We start from the raw sequence: 15855 nt of genomic DNA on the forward strand, positions 1-15855 counted from the left end.
CCGATCGAGGAGGTCACCACCATCGAGCGGACCGGCGAGGAGGCGTCGAGGAACTGCAGGTTGGTCTGCAGCCTTCGATAGGCCTCGGCGGCGACAAGGTGCTCGTCGACGAGCACCTTGCTGACGTCGTCCTTGGTGACCACGACCGGGTCGAGGAGGTAGGACGGAACGACCTTCTTGCCGTTGTCGTACGTCTCGGTGTCGTTGACCTCGGGCTCCTCGCCCGCACCGACGGCGACGATCATGTCGACGGTCACCTTCGCGAGCTCGCGGGTGTCCTTGAAGATCGTGGAGTACTGCTCACCGGAGTTGATCGACTTCACCGACTGCACCTCGGCGTCCTGACCGGTCACGACCGGGAGGTCGGCGGTGGTGTAGCCGTTGCCCTTGAGCGCGGCGATGATGCCGAGCGAGAGGCCGTCGTAGGGCGAGAGCACGCCCTGGACCTTCTTGGAGGCGTACGTCTTGGTGAGGATGTCCTCCATGCGCTTCTGCGCGGTGGCGGGGTCCCAGCGCAGGATCGCGGCCTGCTTGAAGTCCGTCTGACCGGAGGGGATGACGATCTCGCCGGACTTGATCAGCGGCTCGAGCACCGACATGGCGCCGTCCCAGAAGAAGGTGGCGTTGTTGTCGTCGGGCGAACCGCCGAAGAGCTCGACGTTGTAGGGGCCCTCGCCCTTGGCCTTCAGGCCATCGACGAGCGAGGTGGCCTGCTGCACGCCGACCTGGAAGTTGTCGAAGGTCGAGTAGTAGTCGACGGCCTCGGTGTCGCGGATGAGGCGGTCGTAGCTGATGACCGGGATGTCCTGCGACTCAGCGGTCTCGAGGACCTCGCCGAGCGCGGTGCCGTCGATGGCCGCGACCACCAGGACGTCGACGCCCTTGGTGACCATGTTCTCGACCTGGGACACCTGGGTCGGGATGTCGTCCTCGGCGTACTGCAGGTCGACGTCGTAGCCCTCGGCCTCGAGCTGCTTCTTGATGTTGTTGCCGTCTGCGATCCAGCGCTCCGAGGACTTGGTCGGCATGGCTACGCCGACGGTGCCCTTGTCGCCGCCCTCGCCGCCGTCGCCGCCGCCGCATGCCGCCAGACCGAGCGCAAGCGCTGCGGCGGTGATCGTGGTGAGTACCTTGCGCACTTACCTGCTCCATTTCATCTACGGCCGCGTCGGTAGGCCTACGCGCCGCTGTCGGGGGGTGCCGGGAGATCGGCGCACAGGCCGGCTCCCAGGTGAGTCAGATCACAGATGTGAACGCTCACATCGAGACAATGTGCCTTCTCATGTCCGAATGCGTCAAGTGCAGGACGAGGATGTTTCCGACTCGTGACTTACGGGAGGCTCCGTTGATCATCTGCGCTACACAGCGGACTCACAGACAAGCCCCGAAGCAGTCCCTCACAGGTGGCGTACGCCGACCAGCGCCCCGGCGCCGTCCGGCCAGGTGACCTGGATCGACTCCGCGCCGTCGGCGTCAGAGCCGTCGACGACACGCTTCACGACGATCCCGAAGCTGCCCGCGTCCACGCGGGTGTCGGCGCCGTGGGAACGGATGGTGACACCGTCGAAGTGCGGCACCGCGTTGCGCGCCCACGAGCCGGTGCCGGTCGCGGTGACGGCGCTCTCGCGGCGATCCACCAGGCGGCCCCGGTCGTAGACGTCCATCGGCTCCTGGGTCGCGCCGGTGAGCGCGGCCGCCAGCAGCGCCCGGACCGCCACCGCGTCGGCGCAGGCGTCGTAGACGTAGCGCGTCCCCAGCGCCGAGTGCTCGGTGGTCGCCATCAGGAAGTCCTCGGCGCCGTCGAGGGGTGCTTCCCGGTAGGAGACCGGGAGGTGGACCACGGACTCGCCGACCTCGAGGAGCACGCACTCGATCCCGACGCGTCCGGCCGGGTCGTCGAACCGGTAGGAGCCGATCGTGCCGGTCAGATCACCCTCGCACCACGTCTGGGTGGCGAGCCAGGCGCCGAAGATCTCTTTCTTCGTGGGGGTGAGCGTGGCCTTGTGAACGATCGACATGACCGTTATGTACCAGTTCAGGACACCTTGTGGCTATCGCCTTCGCCGTTCGAGGTGGTGTTGGCCTCGGAGCCGGCCTCGGAGTCGATCTCGGCGTCCTCCTTGGCACGAGCAGCCTCGACCGCCTTCGCGGCCCGCGTCTCGACCTTCTCGGCGAAGGCCCGGCGCTGCGGGTCGAGCACGAAGAAGGACAGGATGCCGCTGATCACGAACGCCACGATCACCGCGAAGAAGATGTCGACCTCGCCCGCGACGAGCGACCAGATGCCCGCCACGATGCCGAAGGTGGCGAGCAGCGACAGCAGCCGCAGGCCGGTGTAGATCCAGAACTCTTTCATCGTGAGGCTCCCTCAGTGAGCTCGACAACCGCCGGGGCCGCGGGCGCAGCGTACGAATGCTGCGAGGTCGAGGAGAAGTAGTTGATGCCGATGAAGTTGAACCACAGCGTGGCCAGCCCGATCAGCGCGACGATCGCGGCCTTCTTGCCCTTCCACCCGGCGGTCGCGCGGGCGTGCAGGTAGCCGGCGTAGACGACCCAGGTGATGAACGCCCAGACCTCCTTGGGGTCCCAGTTCCAGTAGGAGCCCCAGGCCTCGTGGGCCCAGATCGGACCGGAGATCAGCACCCCGAAGGTCCACACCGGGAACGCGAAGGCGTGGATCCGGTAGGAGACCCGGTCGAGGTTGTCGAGGTCGGGCACCCGCGCCAGCAGGGCGGCGTCGGGGTAGCGGGCCTTGAGGAGGTACGTCACCGAGGCGATGCCGCCCAGCGTGAACCCACCGGTGGCGATGATGGCCGCGATGACGTGGATGACGAGCCAGTAGGAGTTGAGCGCCTCGGTCAGCGGCGCGACCGGCTCGTAGAGCCCGACGACGGCCAGCATGAGCACCACGACGGTGAACCCGAGCACCCACGGCGCCATCCAGGACAGCTTCAGCCGCCGATAGAGAGCGACGTACGCAGCGGCCACCACGAACGAGCCGGAGATCGTGAACTCGTACATGTTGCCCCACGGCACCCGGTTGGGGTCGGCGGCCATCCCACGGCCGACCAGCGCGATCAGGTGACACACGACCGCGATCGCGGTCAGCAGGAGGCTGAGGCGTCCGAAGAGGGCGGCGCGCTGCTCGCGTACGGCAGCGGCGGGATTCACCGCGGCATCGGTCTCGTCGGCCGGGGCACCGGCGCCGACGAGCTCCTTCTCCGCGACCGCGGCCCTGGCGCGCGACTGCCAGGCCGACCACTCGACCAGCGCGCAGAGCAGCGCCAGGAAGTAGACGACGCCGGCGGCCGTGATGGCCTGGTTGCTGAGAACGCCCCAGGTGTGGTCAGTCATCGGTTCTCCTCCTGTGTTCGCGCGCCTCGTAGGGTCTCCGCAAGACCGGTGACGACGGCTGCGGTGTCTCCACCGCCGGAGCGGTCGAGGGCGGCGATCTCGACCAGTGTGCGCCCATCGACGCGGCGGGCGCGAACCCACACCCGTCGCGGGCGGATGAAGAGGGACCCGAGGAGCCCCACGAGGGCGAGGGAGACGCCGAGGAGCGCCCACTCCTTGCCGGGCGACTTCGAGATCTGCACCCGGTTCCACTGCTGGACGTCGTCGAAGGAGATCGATCCCAGACCGTCGGGGAGCTGGGCCGTCTGCCCCAGCCGCAGGTTGAACGCCTTCCCGGTGTCGCCGGGGGACATCATGTTGGCCTTCGAGGTGTCGAGCGCGTAGACCGACTGGGGCCCGGCGTCGAGGTTGAGGTCGCCGCGGAAGCCCTGCAATGAGAGCATCGCGTTGGACCCGTCGCCGATGTCGCCCATCAGGTTCACCGGATCACCGTCGACCGTGCCCATGAACGGGTAGAACTGCCCCTGGAAACCGAGCTCCTCGGGCGAGGCGTACGGCGCCTTCACGACGCCGAAGGAGAGCAGGTTCTGGCTCTGCGGGAGGAAGATCGTCGGGCCGGAGTAGGCCACGTCGCCCTTGCCGTCGCGCACGGTGATCACCGGCGCATAGCCGTGGGCGAGCAGGAAGACGTCGGTGCTGCCGATGGTCAGCGGGTGGTTGACCTTGAGGTCGTACTTCTGCTCGTCGCTCCCGCCTGCGGTGTAACGGATGTTCGACTCGAACCCTCGCGCCGTCCCCGCGCCCGGCCCTGTGCCCAGCCACTCGGCCTTGAAGTCGTCGATCTTGAAGCTGAAGTCGTCGAGGTCCTCGGGGGCGAAGAGCGAGCCGGGTTTGAAGTCGTCGTACTGCGAGAGCTCGTTGGCGAAGCCGTACTCCTCCCCCACCAGCACGATCACGCCGCCCTTGTAGCCGAACAGGCTCCCGGTCGCGAACGCGACCAGCACGATGATCAGCGACATGTGGAAGATCAGGTTGCCGGCCTCGCGCAGATAGCCCTTCTCGGCCGAGACGGAATCGCCGTCGCCCTCAGTCGACCCAGTCTTCCGGATGCGGTAGCCGCGCAGCTGCTTCCGCGCCGCGGCGAGCACCTCGGCGGGCTCCTCGTCGGTGACGTACGTCGTGGAGTCGGGCAGCCGGGTCAGCTTGGCCGGCGTCGCCGGCGGCTCGGCCCGCATGGCCCGCGCGTAGACGAGGCACCGCGGGATGATGCAGCCGACCAGCGAGACCATGAGCAGCAGGTAGATCGCCGCGAACCACGGCGTCGAGTAGACGTTGAAGAGCCCGAGCTTCTCGTAGATCGGCGTCAGCGTCGTGTGCGCTTCGCGCCACTGGTCCGCCTTGAGCGAGTCGACCCCGTCCTGCGGGATCAGCGACCCCGGGACGGCCGCGAGCGCGAGCAGCAGCAGCAGGATCAGTGCCGTACGCATCGAGGTCAGCTGACGCCAGCCCCAGCGTGCCAGCTCGCGGGCGTTCAGCTCGCCCGGGCGGCGTACGCCTTGATTCTTCTCCTGGTCGGGAGCAGAGGTGATGCTCACAGTGCGATGCCCTCCCAACGCTGGACGAGCTGGACCTGCAGCCACTGGACGCCGTTGTCCCACCAGCCGGTGAGCATGGCGACGCCGATCAGGATCATCAGCACGCCGCCGATGATCGTGATCGCGCGGGTGTGCCGGCGGAACCAGGTCAGCGCGACGGTGGCCTTGCGCCACATCACCGCGACGAGGATGAACGGGATGCCGAGCCCGAGCGCGTAGACCGCGAGCAGCAGGCCACCGCGGGCGGCGGTGCCCTGGTCCCAGGCGAGCCCGGCGATGACGCCCAGCGTCGGTCCGGTGCACGGGGTCCAGGCCAGCCCGAAGAGGAAGCCGAGCAGCGGAGCGGCGGCCAGGCCGACCGCCGGCACCTTGTGGAACTTCAGGTCCCGCTGCAGCAGCGGGATGAAGCCCATGAACGCGATCCCCATGATGATCGAGAGCACGCCGAGAACCTTGGTGCCGGTCTGCTGGAACTCGAGCAGCTTGTAGGCGATCCCGCCCACGGTGATGCCCATCAGCACGAAGACCACCGAGAATCCGGCGACGAAGAGCAGGGCACCCGCGAGCATGCGGCCGCGGCGTACGTCACCGGAGGCGAGGTCGGCGCCGGACAGGCCGGTGGCGTAGGAGAGGTAGCCCGGGAGCATCGGCAGCGTGCACGGCGAGACGAACGAGAGGAACCCGGCCAGCAGGGCGACCGGGATGGCCAGCATCAGCGACCCGCTCCCGGCGGTGCTCGCGAACCAGTCCGTCACGACGTCTCCCCCGCCGTGGAGATCAGCTCGTCGAGCGTACGTGCTGAGGGGATCTCGCCGCGGATCAGCGCGGCCACGCGCCCCTCGGTGTCGAGGATCGCGGTGGCCGGGATGGCGCGCGGCGCCAGCGAGCCCTTCAGCGCGAGGACGGCGGCGCCGTCGGGCGAGTAGACCGATGGGTACTCCACGCCGTAGTGCCGCTCGAAGGCCAGCCCCTGGGCAGCCGAGGCGTCGCGGGTGTTGAGTCCCACGAAGGCGACCTCGTCGCCCAGCTCCTCGTAGGCGGCCTGGAGCATCGGCATCTCCTTGCGGCACGGCGCGCAGCCGGTCCACCACACGTTGAGCACCGTGACCTTGCCGCGGGTGTCGGCCAGGTCGAACGGCTTGCCCTCAAGGGTCTCGCCGGCGAGCTCGACCGGCTCCCCGCGATCGGCGACCGGGATCTCCTGGGTGCGGCCGTCACCGGAGATGTAGCCGGCTTCGTTCGTACCGGTCTGCCCGCAGGCGGCGAGCATCACCACCAGTGGGAGAGCGAGCAGCCAACGCATGCCCCTGAGCCTGCCTAACAAAACTGAGAGACTTCTAATCTTCCGAGTCGCCGGCCGAGAACGGCGCGTACTTGTCCTTCGCCGGCAGCATGTCGCCGGCCGGCTCACCGTAGGAGAGCGCGACGAACTCGTCGTCGACGAAGTGCAGCGAGGTCAGGGAGCACAGCGCGCACTGGCGACGGCGCGGGTCGTGCAGGAAGCTGCGGCCCTCGATGTGCAGCCGGGTGGTCCAGATCGGCAGCTGGTGGGAGACGATGACCGCCTCGTGGCCCCGCGCCAGGTCCCGGGCGTCGTGGATCGCGGCCATCATCCTGGCCACGATCTCCAGGTAGGGCTCGCCCCACGACGGCTTGAACGGGTTGACCAGCTTCGGCCAGACCTTCGGGTCCTTCAGCGGGCCCATGCCGTCCTTGAAGCTCTTGCCGACGAAGAGGTTCTCCGACTCGAGCACCCGCTCGTCGAGCGAGATGTCGAGGCCGAGCGCCTTCGCCAGCGGCCCGGCGGTCTGCCGAGCACGCTCGAGCGGGCTGGAGATGACGTGGCTGATGTCCTGCCCGCCGATCCGGTCGGCGACCCGCTCGGCCATCTGCAGGCCGAGCTCGGAGAGGTTGAACCCGGGCCGGCGCCCGTAGAGGATCCCGTCCGGGTTGTGCACCTCACCATGGCGCAGCAGGTGGACCGTGGTCTCGATACTCATGACTTCACCTTTACAGCAGCCTCGGCGGCGTACGGAAGCGCCTCCGTGATCTGGGAGATCGCCCGCTCGTCGTGGGCGGAGGAGAGGAACCAGGCCTCGTAGGCGCTCGGCGGCAGGTAGACGCCCTGGTCGAGCATGGCGTGGAAGAAGGCCTTGTACGCCGCCTCGTCGGTGGTCTTGGCCTCGTCGAAGTTGCGCACCGGCTTGTCGGTGAAGAAGACCGAGAACATCGTGCCGGTGGACTGGATGACGTACGGGAGACCGACCTTGGTGAAGGTCTCCTCGATCGCGGCCTTCACGACGTCGGCGGCCTTGGTGATGTGGTCGTAGACCTCGTCGGTCGCCAGCCGCAGCGTGGTCAGGCCGGCGGTGGTCGCGACCGGGTTACCGGAGAGCGTGCCGGCCTGGTAGACCGGCCCGTCGGGGCTGAGCGAGCTCATCACGTCGGCGCGGCCGCCGAAGGCCGCCGCCGGGAAGCCGCCACCCATCACCTTGCCGAAGGTGACCAGGTCGGGGGTCCAGCCCTCGTTCTTGCCGTCCAGGCCCCACTGCCCCTGCTTGCTGGCCCGGAACCCGGTCATCACCTCGTCGGAGATGAACAGGGCGCCGTGCGCCGTGCAGGTGGTCGCGAGGAACTCGTTGAACCCGGGCTCCGGCGGCACGACGCCCATGTTGCCGGGCGAGGCCTCGGTGATCAGGCAGGCCACCCGGCCTGCGTATTCCTCGAACGCCGCTGTGACCGCGGCTCGGTCGTTGTAGGGCAGCACGACGGTGAGCTCGGTGCTGCTCTCGGGGACGCCCGGGGTGCCGGGGATCGCGTGAGTGACCAGCCCGGAGCCAGCGCTGGCGAGCAGGGAGTCCACGTGGCCGTGGTAGTTGCCGGCGAACTTGAGGATCACGTCGCGCCCGGAGAACCCTCTTGCCAGCCGAATGGCCGACATCGTCGCCTCGGTGCCGCTGCTGACGAACCGCACCTTCTCGACCGGCGCCCGCTCGACGATCGCCTCGGCGAGCTCGACCTCGGGCGTTGTCGGGGTCCCGTAGGAGGTGCCCCGCGCGACGGCGTCCATGACCGCCGCCTGGACCTCGGGATGGGCGTGGCCCAGCAGCATCGGCCCCCAGGAGCAGATCAGGTCGACGTAGTCGTTGCCGTCGACGTCGGTCAGCCACGCGCCCTTCGCCTCGCGGATGAAGCGCGGCGTACCGCCGACGGCGTTGAAGGCGCGCACGGGCGAGTTCACGCCGCCCGGCGTCACGGCCTTCGCGCGGGCGAAGAGCGCTTCGGATGCCGCTGCGGACAGGGGTGAGATGTCGTGAGGCACCGGGTCATTCTTCATCAACCCCACCAGAATCCCCATTTCCGCCCCGGCGCGGCACCAGCTCGACACCCGGCTCAGCCCCTGGTCAACTCCTGGTCAACCGTCTTGGTCACGTACGCTGAACGATATGCGCTTCTTGATGACGAGAGACCTCTGATGGCGCGCGTCGCCGCCGACGTACGCCGCGAACGTCTGGTCGAGGCCGCGATCCGGGTGATGGTCCGTGACGGCGTCGCCAAGACCACGACGCGCTCGATCGTCGCGGAGGCCGACATGCCGCTCGGGGCCTTCCACTACTGCTTCCGCTCCAAGCAGGAGCTGCTGGAGAACGTCATCGAGGCGATCACCGGACACACGCTCAACCTGGCCCTGGTCGAGATGCGGGGCGAGGAGTCGTTCGAGGAGAAGCTCCAGGCAGCGCTCAGGGCCTACTGGCAGCACGTCATCGCCAACCCCGACGAGCACCAGGTGACCTACGAGCTGACCCAGTACGCCCTCCGTCAGCCGGGCCTGGCCACGGTCGCGCGCCGTCAGTACGAGACCTACCTCGAGGCCAACACCCGGGTCCTCACCGTGCTGGCCGAGTCGACCGGGGTGACCTGGGACCAGCCGATCCCCATGCTCGCGAGATACCTCACGGCCAACATCGACGGCCTCACCCTGCTCTTCCTCAACGAGGGCGACGCCGAGGCCGCCGGTGCCGCGCTCGACTTCGCCGCGGCGCACGTCGCCTCCATGGCCAGATCGGCGTAGTCACGGGCCTTTGGACCGTTGACCCGGTCATGCGACCAACTCTAGGATGCGGCGTACGTCACGCACCTTGGAGGCACTGTGAACGCCGTCCGCACGCTGCTCTGTCTGGTCCTGATCGGCTTCGTGGCGTTCGCGCCGCCGGGCTGGGCGTCGCCGCCCGACCAGTGGTGGGAGCCGGCCGACCGGCCGGTGCCGGACTCGCAGGTCAACGTCACCGGCAAGCCGTTCACCGGCACCGACGCCAACGGTGACGTACGCGGCTTCGCCGACGTCCACAACCACCTGATGACCAACGAGGCGTTCGGCGGTGAGCTGGTCTGTGGCAAGCCGTTCTCCGAGGCCGGGGTCGCCGACGCGCTCGAGGACTGCGCGGCGCACTACCCCGACGGCTCCGGCGCGCTGCTGGAGAACCTCACCGGCGCGGAGCCGGACGGCAAGCACGACCCGGTGGGCTGGCCGACCTTCAAGGACTGGCCGTCGTACCGCACGATGTCGCACCAGCAGAACTATTACGCCTGGCTGGAGCGGTCGTGGCGAGCCGGGCAGCGCGTCCTGGTCACCGACCTGACCAGCAACGGCGTGATCTGCTCGATCAACCCCAATCGCGATCGCGGCTGCGACGAGATGGAGTCGATCCGGCTGCAGGCGGAGAAGACCTACGACCTGCAGGACTTCGTCGACAGGATGTACGGCGGCGAGGGCAAGGGCTGGTTCCGGATCGTCACCGATCCCGCACAGGCCAAGCAGGTCATCGAGGACGGCAAGCTCGCCGTGATCCTCGGCGTCGAGACCTCCGAACCGTTCGGCTGCAAGCAGGTCCTCGACGTCCCGCAGTGCAGCAAGGCCGGCATCGACCAGGGTCTCGACGAGCTGAAAGCCCTCGGCGTACGCAGCATGTTCCTGTGCCACAAGTTCGACAACGCGCTCTGCGGGGTGCGCTTCGACTCGGGCACGACCGGGACGATCATCAACGTCGGCCAGTTCCTGTCGACGGGCACCTTCTGGCAGACCGAGAAGTGCCGCGGGCCGCAGCACGACAACCCGATCGGCGACGCACCTGTCCCCGAGATCGAGGAGAAGCTGCCCGCCGGCACCGAGGTGCCGACGTACGACGACGACGCGCAGTGCAACACCCGCGGCCTCTCCCGGCTCGGTGAGTACGCCATGCGCGGGATGATGCAGCGCGGCATGATCGTCGAGCTCGACCACATGAGCGTCAAGGCCACCGGCCGCGCGCTCGACATCCTCGAGTCGGCCGACTACCCCGGCGTCATCTCCAGCCACAGCTGGGCGGACCTCGGCTGGGCCGAACGGGTCTACGGGCTCGGCGGCTTCATCGGTGAGTACATGTTCGGACCCGAGGAGTTCATCGGCGCCGCCGGGCGAACCGAGGCGCTGCGCACCGAGTACGACAAGGGCCTCGGCATCGGCACCGACTTCAACGGCCTCGGCTCCCACCCCGCTCCCCTGGGTGTCGACGGACCCAGCCCGGTGACCTATCCGTTCCGGAGCGCCGACGGCGGCTCGGTGATCGACCGGCAGGTCACCGGCGAACGGGTCTGGGACGTCAACACCGACGGCGGAGCCCACGTCGGCATGGTCCCGGACTGGATCGAGCAGATCCGCCGCCTCGGCGGCACGGAGGCCGTGCAGGACCTGATGGGCGGAGCCCAGTCCTACCTCGACACGTGGGGCGCCGCATCCGACTACACGCCGCCGAGCAACCTCGCGGCCGGGTCGCGTGCGACGGCGAGCTCGTCGGAGTGGAGCGCCTTCACCAGCTTCGCACCGGGCCGCGCCATCGACGGCGACACCGGCACCCGCTGGGCCAGCGACTGGAGCGACGACCAGTGGCTCGCCCTCGACCTGCGCAGCGAGCGGACCGTGGGCCGCGTGGTCGCCGACTGGGAGGGCGCCCATGCCGCGGCGTGGAAGGTCGAGGTCTCCTCGGACGGTACGACGTGGCGCACGGTGTGGTCGACCGACGCCGGGAAGGGCGGAGTCGAGACCGCGACCTTCGCGCCGACCACCGCCCGCTACGTACGCGTCCACGGCGTCAGCCGCGCCACTCGCTACGGCTACTCGCTGTGGGAGGTCGGCGTCTACGACCGCTGACCAGCGCGGGCGGCGATCAGCTCCTGGTACCAGCGGAACGAGTCCTTGGGAGTACGCCGCAGCGTGTCGTAGTCGACGTGCACGAGCCCGAAGCGCTCGGCGTACCCCTCTGCCCACTCGAAGTTGTCGAGCAGCGACCAGGCGAAGTAGCCGCGTACGTCCACACCCGCGGAGATCGCGTCGGCCACCGCCCGCAGGTGCGCGTCGTGGTAGTCGATCCGGCGCTGGTCGTGGACTCCCCCGTCGGCGGCGACGGTGTCGTGGAACGAGCAGCCGCTCTCGGTGACGTAGACCGGCGGCAGCGCGTCGGCGTACCGCTCGTGGAACTGGGTCAGGATCTCGGTGAGCCCGTCGGGGACGATCGCCCACCCGAAGTCGGTGGTGGGTACGCCGACGAGCTGGCGCGGCTCGAACGGAAGCCCCTCCGGCATGATCGCGCCCTCGAGCGCCGGGTTCTGGTCGCCGCCGGATCCAGGGGCACCGACCAGCACCGGCTGGTAGTAGTTGATGCCGTACCAGTCGAGCGGGGTCGAGATCACCTTCAGGTCCTCGGCGACCGGCCCGGGCATCATCGAGGTGATCAGCTCGTCGGGGTACTCGCCGCGCAGGATCGGGTCGGAGAACAGCCAGTTGGTCAGCGTGCCGAACATCTCGGCCGCGTCCCGGTCCTCGGCCGAGTCCGACGCCGGTCGCGCCGGCTGGTGGTTGGACGCGATGCCGATGTTGCTTGCTCCGGCGGCCCGCAGCGCGGAGACGGACAGGCCGTGGCCGAGCAGCAGGTGATGGGCCACCGGCAGCGCGTCGAAGCCGAGCGCCTGGCCGGGGGCGTGGGTGCCGAGCGCATGCCCGAACATGGTGACCACGACCGGCTCGTTCAGCGGCATCCACATCGAGACCCGGTCACCGAGGTGCTCGCCGACGATCGCGGCGTACTCCGCGAGACGGAGCGAGGTGTCGCGGTTGAGCCAGCCGCCGGCGTCCTGCAGAGCCTGCGGCAGGTCCCAGTGGTAGAGCGTCGCGGCCGGCTTGATGCCCGCCTCCAGCAGCCCGTCGACGAGCCGGTCGTAGAAGGCCAGCCCCTCGGCGTTGGCCTGCCCGGAGCCGGTCGGCTGGATCCGCGGCCAGGCGATCGAGAACCGGTACGCATCCACGCCGAGGTCCTTCATCAGCGCGATGTCCTCGGGATACCGGTGGTAGTGGTCGCACGCGACCGCCCCGGTATCGCCGTTCTTGATCCGGCCCGGCTCCGCGCAGAACGTGTCCCAGATCGACGGCCCGCGGCCGCCCTCCTCGACGGCACCTTCGATCTGGTACGACGCGGTGGAGACGCCGTACACGAAGTCGGTGGGGAGCTGCAGGCTGGGCAGATCAGGGTGAGTGGTCACGAGTTGTCTCCTATCGAACGGACTTGATCCGGTAGACCAGGACGGCGCCGGTCAGCGTCACACCGGCGGCGACGGCGTACAGGGTGGAGTAGCCGCCGAGCACGCTCACGATCGGTGCGGCGACGACGGGGGCGAGCACCTGCGGCAGCGAGTTGGCGATGTTGACGACGCCGAGGTCCTTGCCGCGGTCGATCGCCTCGGGGAGTACGTCGATCATCAGCGCGAGGTCGACCGAGGTGAACACGCCCATGCCGAGACCGAGGACGGCCACGCCGATGATCGCGGCCGTCCAGGAGTGGAAGCCGGCCAGCGAGAGGGTGCCGGCAGCCATCACAACGCCGGCGACGGTCACGAAGATCCGGCGGCGGTCGAGCCGGTCCGACAGCCATCCGCCGGCCACGACCGTGACCAGCAGGGCGAGGGAGTTGACGGCCGAGAGCAGGAAGACGCCGGCTTCGGGGTTCTCGTGGTGAACCGCGTCGTCGAGGTAGAAGAGCAGGTAGACCAGCCCGATCGAGAACCCGAGGTTCATCAGGAAGCGGGTCAGCCACGCCCAGGCGAAGTCGGGATGCAGACGAGGGCTGATCCAGAAGCCACGGAGGAACGTGCCCCACGAGAACGATGGCCTTTCAGCGGGGTCGAGGACCAGGTCGCGGCGCATCGCGACGTACGGCACGCTCGCGATCACCAGGAAGACCGCGCACGCGAGATAGCCACCGACGATCCCGCCCGCAGCCGCCGCGAGACCGGCGCCGACGACGGCGCCGACGGTCTGGGCGAGGCCGAGGAAGCCACCGATGGTGCCGCGCTGCTGGTGCGGCGCGTGGTCGGGTACGGCGGCGGTGATCGCCGCGAAGTTCGCGTTGAGGGCGATCTGGGCCAGGCACCAGCCGATGGTCACTACGACGAGGTTCGGCGCGAAGGCCAGCAGTACCAGGCTGGCCACGCCTACACAGATGCCGAGGACCGTCCACGGCAGTCGACGGCCGTGGCGCGACGTGGTCCGGTCCGAGAGCGCGCCGAAGACCGGGTTGGCGACCGTCGAGCAGAGCGCGCCGATGCCGACGACCCAGGCGAGCGCGGCCTCCTTGTCGTCACCGGCGAACCGCTCCGCCTGCATCCCGAGCAGGGTCAGGATCGGTCCGAACCATGCGGTGAACAGACCGACGTTGGCCAGCGAGATCGCCGCCACCCATGACGTGGGGGCGGGCTTGGCCGGCTCGTCCAGCGCAGACCGAGTGAGCTCAGAGCTGGTCACGTTGGGCGCCGATCAACTGCTGATACCAGGAGTAGGAGTCCTTCGGCGTACGCACCAGGGTGTCGTAGTCGACGTGCACGAGGCCGAACCGCTGGGTGAAGCCGTGGGTCCACTCGAAGTTGTCGGTCGGCGACCAGACCCAGTAGCCACGGACGTCCGCGCCCTCCTCGATCGCCTGGTGCACGGCGCGCACGTGCGCGTCGAGGTAGTCGATCCGGCCGTCGTCGTGGATCCTGCCGTCTGGACCGGGTTCCTCGGTGCCGGGCTGCTGCGAGGTGCCGTTCTCGGTGACGATCAGCGGCGGCAGGCTCTCGCCGTAGCGCTCGGTCAGCGTCAGCAGGATCTCGCGCAGGCCGTCGGGGTTGATCTCGCCGCCGAGCCCGGTCTTGGGCCCGTCGACCTCGACCGCCCGGAACGGCATCTCCGCCGGGATCTCGTGCTCCTGGATCAACGACGGCTCACCGGTCGGGGCGGCAACACGCTGCGGGCTGTAGTAGTTGACGCCGTAGAAGTCGAGCGGGGTCGAGATGACCTCGAGGTCGTCGGCGACCGGACCGGGCATCCCCTCGGCATACCCGTCAGGGTAGCGGCCGAGGAGGATCGGGTCGCCCCAGATCCAGTCTGTGAGGTCGGCGCTGAACGCAGCGGCGGCGAGGTCCTCCGGGCGGTCGGAGGCGGGCCAGGTCGGCGCGTGCGGGTTGGCGGTCCCGATGCTGCGGCCGCCGGCCGCACGGATCGCCTGGACGCTGAGCCCATGGGCGAGCAGCTGATGGTGGACGGTCGGCAGCGACTCGAAGAGCAGCGCCTGCCCGGGGGCGTAGCCGCCGATCGCGTAGCCGAGCAACGAGAGCACCACCGGCTCGTTGAGCGGGATCCAGTACGCCACGCGGTCGGCCAGCCGCTCGGCCACGACCGCGGCGTACTCACCGAAGCGGAGCGCGGTGTCTCGGTTCATCCAGCCACCGGCCTCCTCGATCGGCAGCGGGGTGTCCCAGTGGTAGAGCGTCGGCGCCGGCTTCAGACCGGCCGCCAGCATCTCGTCGACGACCCGGTCGTAGAAGTCCAAGCCCTTCGCGTTGACCGCGCCCGACCCGGTCGGCAGGATCCGCGGCCAGGCGATCGAGAACCGGTAGACGTCGGCGCCGAGGTCGCGCACCAGCGCGATGTCCTCGGGGTAGCGGTCGTAGAAGCCGGCGCTGGTCGCTGGCGTCGATCCGTCGGCGATCCGCCCCGGCTGCTCACAGAACACGTCCCACGTGGACCGTCCCCGCCCGTCGGCGTCGAGCGCGCCTTCGGTTTGGTACGCCGAGGCGCCGACACCCCACTCGAAGCCAGCAGGGAATCTGGGCAGCGGCCGGGTCATGGCAAGGACACTAACGCGAATACCGAATGGACGCTAGGTTTTCGGTCCGGGGCACCTAGACTGCGGGCATGTCCAGCCGAGCCCGTGGTCCGTACGCCAAGTCCGCCGAGCAGCGGCGCCGGATCCTGGACGTGGCTCAGGACGTGTTCGGGCGCCGAGGCAGCCACGGCGCCTCGCTGCGGGAAATCGCTGACCTGGCCGGCATGAGCCAGGCCGGGGTGCTGCATCACTTCGGCTCCAAGACAGGCCTGCTGATGGCCGTGCTGGAGGAGCGTGACCAGGCCTCGCGCCAGCAGGCGGACACCGGCGCCACCTGGGACGAGCAGGCCCAGGTGGCGCGAAGCATGTTCGAGCGAGCCATCGCCGACCGCGGGCTGACCCAGCTGTTCACCACCGTCACCGCCGAGTCGATCGTCCCCGGCCACCCGGCCCACGACTTCACCGTCGCCCGCTACCGGCGTACCGCCGCCGAGTTCACGACGGCGCTGACCGAGGCCGCACCGGACGAGCTCGAGCCGGACCCGGCACCCGCTACGGACCCGGCGGGCGTCGCGCGCCTGGTGATGGCGGCCATGGACGGCCTGCAGCTGCAGGCCCTGCTCGACCCCGACGCGGACGTTCGCGGAGCCTTCGACATCCTGCTCGAAGCGCTACCTCTCCTCGCCTCGCGCCCACCCGGCTCGACGGACTGACCGACGTCCATCGGAGAGCTC

The 15855-nt window shown here is 69.2% G+C and carries 15 protein-coding genes; 3 read left to right on the forward strand and 12 right to left on the reverse strand.

Going from position 1 to position 15855, the window contains the following annotated elements; translation table 11 throughout:
* From chvE to hemL, 9 genes are all read right to left on the reverse strand, one after another.
* The coding region (gene chvE, locus AB0F44_RS11910) for a multiple monosaccharide ABC transporter substrate-binding protein (RefSeq protein ID WP_357355606.1) at window positions 1-1139 on the reverse strand (1139 nt) is incomplete at its 3' end.
* 258 nt (window positions 1140-1397) lie between these two features.
* Window positions 1398-2018, reverse strand: a complete 621-nt coding sequence (locus AB0F44_RS11915; RefSeq protein WP_357355608.1) for a hypothetical protein — start codon at window positions 2016-2018, stop codon at window positions 1398-1400.
* 17 nt (window positions 2019-2035) lie between these two features.
* A complete protein-coding gene (locus AB0F44_RS11920; RefSeq protein WP_357355610.1) occupies window positions 2036-2356 on the reverse strand; it encodes a DUF4229 domain-containing protein in 321 nt (106 codons plus the stop codon).
* Window positions 2353-3354 (reverse strand): c-type cytochrome biogenesis protein CcsB, encoded by a 1002-nt coding sequence (ccsB, locus tag AB0F44_RS11925; RefSeq protein WP_357355612.1) that lies wholly within the window; start codon window positions 3352-3354, stop codon window positions 2353-2355. The genes AB0F44_RS11920 and ccsB overlap by 4 nt, the downstream gene beginning before the upstream one ends.
* On the reverse strand, window positions 3351-4949 hold the full coding sequence (locus tag AB0F44_RS11930; RefSeq protein ID WP_357355614.1) for a cytochrome c biogenesis protein ResB: 1599 nt from the start codon (window positions 4947-4949) through the stop codon (window positions 3351-3353). Before AB0F44_RS11930 ends, ccsB begins: the two co-directional genes overlap by 4 nt.
* A complete protein-coding gene (locus tag AB0F44_RS11935; protein ID WP_160025716.1) occupies window positions 4946-5704 on the reverse strand; it encodes a cytochrome c biogenesis CcdA family protein in 759 nt (252 codons plus the stop codon). The genes AB0F44_RS11930 and AB0F44_RS11935 overlap by 4 nt, the downstream gene beginning before the upstream one ends.
* Entirely contained in the window at window positions 5701-6252 is a 552-nt protein-coding gene (locus AB0F44_RS11940) for a TlpA disulfide reductase family protein (protein WP_357355616.1), read from the reverse strand. The genes AB0F44_RS11935 and AB0F44_RS11940 overlap by 4 nt, the downstream gene beginning before the upstream one ends.
* Window positions 6253-6286: 34 nt before the next feature.
* Window positions 6287-6949: a histidine phosphatase family protein gene (locus tag AB0F44_RS11945; protein ID WP_350665839.1), complete on the reverse strand. Its 663-nt coding sequence runs from the start codon at window positions 6947-6949 to the stop codon at window positions 6287-6289.
* Window positions 6946-8271 (reverse strand): glutamate-1-semialdehyde 2,1-aminomutase, encoded by a 1326-nt coding sequence (gene hemL, locus AB0F44_RS11950; RefSeq protein WP_357355619.1) that lies wholly within the window; start codon window positions 8269-8271, stop codon window positions 6946-6948. Before hemL ends, AB0F44_RS11945 begins: the two co-directional genes overlap by 4 nt.
* Before the next feature lie 153 nt (window positions 8272-8424).
* Between hemL and AB0F44_RS11955 the strand changes: the two genes are divergently transcribed.
* Window positions 8425-9021, forward strand: coding sequence for a TetR family transcriptional regulator C-terminal domain-containing protein (locus tag AB0F44_RS11955; protein WP_357355621.1), 597 nt, complete (start codon window positions 8425-8427; stop codon window positions 9019-9021).
* A 78-nt stretch (window positions 9022-9099) separates the two neighbouring features.
* Window positions 9100-11136, forward strand: coding sequence for a discoidin domain-containing protein (locus AB0F44_RS11960; RefSeq protein ID WP_357355623.1), 2037 nt, complete (start codon window positions 9100-9102; stop codon window positions 11134-11136).
* On the opposite strand, the gene AB0F44_RS11965 is transcribed toward AB0F44_RS11960, so the two are convergent.
* The 3 genes from AB0F44_RS11965 to AB0F44_RS11975 are packed head-to-tail and all read right to left on the reverse strand — an operon-like array spanning window position 11124 to window position 15142.
* Window positions 11124-12521 (reverse strand): GH1 family beta-glucosidase, encoded by a 1398-nt coding sequence (locus AB0F44_RS11965; protein WP_357355625.1) that lies wholly within the window; start codon window positions 12519-12521, stop codon window positions 11124-11126. The genes AB0F44_RS11960 and AB0F44_RS11965 overlap by 13 nt on opposite strands.
* Before the next feature lie 10 nt (window positions 12522-12531).
* Entirely contained in the window at window positions 12532-13779 is a 1248-nt protein-coding gene (locus AB0F44_RS11970; RefSeq protein ID WP_357355627.1) for an MFS transporter, read from the reverse strand.
* A complete protein-coding gene (locus tag AB0F44_RS11975) occupies window positions 13766-15142 on the reverse strand; it encodes a GH1 family beta-glucosidase (RefSeq protein ID WP_357355629.1) in 1377 nt (458 codons plus the stop codon). The genes AB0F44_RS11970 and AB0F44_RS11975 overlap by 14 nt, the downstream gene beginning before the upstream one ends.
* A 68-nt stretch (window positions 15143-15210) precedes the next feature.
* Here AB0F44_RS11975 and AB0F44_RS11980 point away from each other — a divergent pair, with 68 nt between their 5' ends.
* Window positions 15211-15834 carry a TetR/AcrR family transcriptional regulator gene (locus AB0F44_RS11980; protein WP_357355631.1) on the forward strand — a complete coding sequence of 208 codons (624 nt, stop codon included), beginning with the start codon at window positions 15211-15213 and terminating at the stop codon, window positions 15832-15834.
* Window positions 15835-15855: the final 21 nt, after the last annotated feature.

The organism is Nocardioides sp. NPDC023903, from assembly GCF_040639295.1.
GTDB lineage: Bacteria > Actinomycetota > Actinomycetes > Propionibacteriales > Nocardioidaceae > Nocardioides.

Bases quoted from the DNA above. Each gene is read 5' to 3' on its own strand.
- AB0F44_RS11915 (WP_357355608.1), bottom strand. From the start codon at position 2,018: ATGTCGATCGTTCACAAGGCCACGCTCACCCCCACGAAGAAAGAGATC.
- AB0F44_RS11920 (WP_357355610.1), bottom strand. From the start codon at position 2,356: ATGAAAGAGTTCTGGATCTACACCGGCCTGCGGCTGCTGTCGCTGCTC.
- ccsB (WP_357355612.1), bottom strand. From the start codon at position 3,354: ATGACTGACCACACCTGGGGCGTTCTCAGCAACCAGGCCATCACGGCC.
- AB0F44_RS11940 (WP_357355616.1), bottom strand. From the start codon at position 6,252: ATGCGTTGGCTGCTCGCTCTCCCACTGGTGGTGATGCTCGCCGCCTGC.
- AB0F44_RS11945 (WP_350665839.1), bottom strand. From the start codon at position 6,949: ATGAGTATCGAGACCACGGTCCACCTGCTGCGCCATGGTGAGGTGCAC.
- AB0F44_RS11955 (WP_357355621.1), top strand. From the start codon at position 8,425: ATGGCGCGCGTCGCCGCCGACGTACGCCGCGAACGTCTGGTCGAGGCC.
- AB0F44_RS11975 (WP_357355629.1), bottom strand. From the start codon at position 15,142: ATGACCCGGCCGCTGCCCAGATTCCCTGCTGGCTTCGAGTGGGGTGTC.
- AB0F44_RS11980 (WP_357355631.1), top strand. From the start codon at position 15,211: ATGTCCAGCCGAGCCCGTGGTCCGTACGCCAAGTCCGCCGAGCAGCGG.